General features: G+C 58.6%; 2 protein-coding genes. One reads left to right on the top strand and one right to left on the bottom strand.

Annotated features, from left to right (window positions below; genetic code table 11):
- A partial coding sequence (locus tag FJ471_RS34515) for a DMT family transporter (RefSeq protein ID WP_181179964.1) occupies positions 1-643 on the bottom strand: 643 nt, incomplete at its 3' end.
- Between the two features lie 272 nt (positions 644-915).
- Between FJ471_RS34515 and FJ471_RS34510 the strand changes: the two genes are divergently transcribed.
- Entirely contained in the window at positions 916-1,320 is a 405-nt protein-coding gene (locus FJ471_RS34510; protein ID WP_140811498.1) for a GNAT family N-acetyltransferase, read from the top strand.
- Positions 1,321-1,746 lie beyond the last annotated feature (426 nt).

The raw sequence follows: 1,746 nt of genomic DNA, 5'->3' as shown, positions 1-1,746 counted from the left end.
GCAAATAGTGGCCGCCGGCGCTGAAGACACCCAGCATCAGCACGACGAACCATTGAAAGCCGCCCTGCGGCAGGGTGTGCGAGAAGGCGAGCATTGGGGCCAGCAGCACCGACGGCGCCAGCGCCGAGAACAATATCAGGCTCTCGGAGGTTTCGGTCGCCGACATGCGCCGCGTCATGATGACGTAAAAGCTGTTCGACAGCATCGAGCAGAGCGCGAAGAGATGGCCGATGCCGAACACGCCGACGCCGGGCCGGGTGATGATCAGGACACCGACAAAGCCGGTGAGGATTGCCAGCCACCGCCGCCAGCCGGCCCATTCGCCGAGCAGCGGGCCGGCAAGGGCGGTGATGACCATCGGGCCGAAGAAATAGATCGACGTGGTCTCGGCCAGCTGCAGCGTCTTCAGCGCCAGGATGTTGAACATGGTCGAGCCGAAAAGCATGCAGCCGCGCAAAATATGCGCCGGCAGATTGTTGGCGCGAAAACGCGCCGGCTCGCTCCAGCCGCGCAGGAAGAGGCCGACCAGCAGCACATGCACGGTGAAGCGGGTCCAGGCGACGATCAGCGCCGAGACGCCGGCCAGCACCAGATATTTGCTGGAGGTGTCGAGAAAGGTGAAACAGACATAGACGCAAAGCATCAGAAGCATCGCCGCGGGTGGCGTTGCGCTTTCGTCGTTGTTTTTGGGAATGCTCAAGGTCGGGCCGAAGGAAAATAGACACTACCCTTCTGCGGCAATCGCCGCTTGCCAGCAAGCCAAAAGCGACTGGCCCAACAAGCGCTTTGGACAGGCTTAGCCCTGGCTTGCATGTCGTGGCTCATCAATGTCGACGAGCTCGTTTGATCCCAATCAGTCTTTTCAGCTCGAAACCTTTCTTGTTTGGTAGGCCAGCTGAAGGAGCGGAGGACGATGTGCCGGACCAATGGATTGAGACCTTCCAAGGCGGACGTCAGCGCCAATTGTATGATCTGTACAGCAAGGAATGGTGGACGAAGGGGCGACAGTTTGAAGACGTCATCAGGATGATTGAGCATTCCGACCTGGCAATCGGCCTTTGTTCGGATAGTGACCAGTTGATCGGGTTCGCCCGTGTGCTGACGGATTACACGTTCAAAGCGATGATTTTTGACGTAATCGTGCACGCCGATTTTCGTGGGCAGCGGCTTGGACAAGCAATCATCAATCGGATCATTGACCACGAAACACTGACCGAAGTACGCAGCTTTGAACTCTATTGCCCTGACAATCTCATCCCGTTCTACAGCAAACTGGGCTTTGCAAAAGGAACTGCAAATCTGTTGTTTCTAGAGCGGTAGGGTTCGTTTTGCCGGATGGTGCGACCGTCGCCGCCGGCCGGCAAGCCAAAAGCGACTGGCCCAACAAGCGCTTTGGACAGGCTTAGGGATGCACAGCCGTCGGCGATTGGCCTGAGCGCCCCTCGACGTCATAGGCGTTCAGACTAATCCTCGTGGGATTGGCCGAAGCCTCCGCGACGTCGTCATCCACGAGCGGAGCGACGCGAAGCGGAGCGAAGACCCGAGGATCCATTCCGTGACCTTCCGCGTGGAGTGCGGCGAAGCAGAATTCTGCATCGTGGCAACGCTTTGAAGTCAGGGAATGGATTCTATGGTTCTGCGCCGCGTCGCTTCGCTCCGTGCTCCGCCATAGAATGATGGGTGGACGGCCCCTTGCGGCATCGAATGTGCCAAACTGGTCGTGTTGAAACCCCAGCGGAAGGAGAC

It is taken from the genome of Mesorhizobium sp. B2-7-1, from assembly GCF_006440735.1.
Taxonomy (GTDB): Bacteria; Pseudomonadota; Alphaproteobacteria; order Rhizobiales; family Rhizobiaceae; genus Mesorhizobium.
The sequence above is the reverse complement of the archived record's forward strand: the minus strand, read 5'-3'. Positions and strand labels throughout refer to the sequence as shown.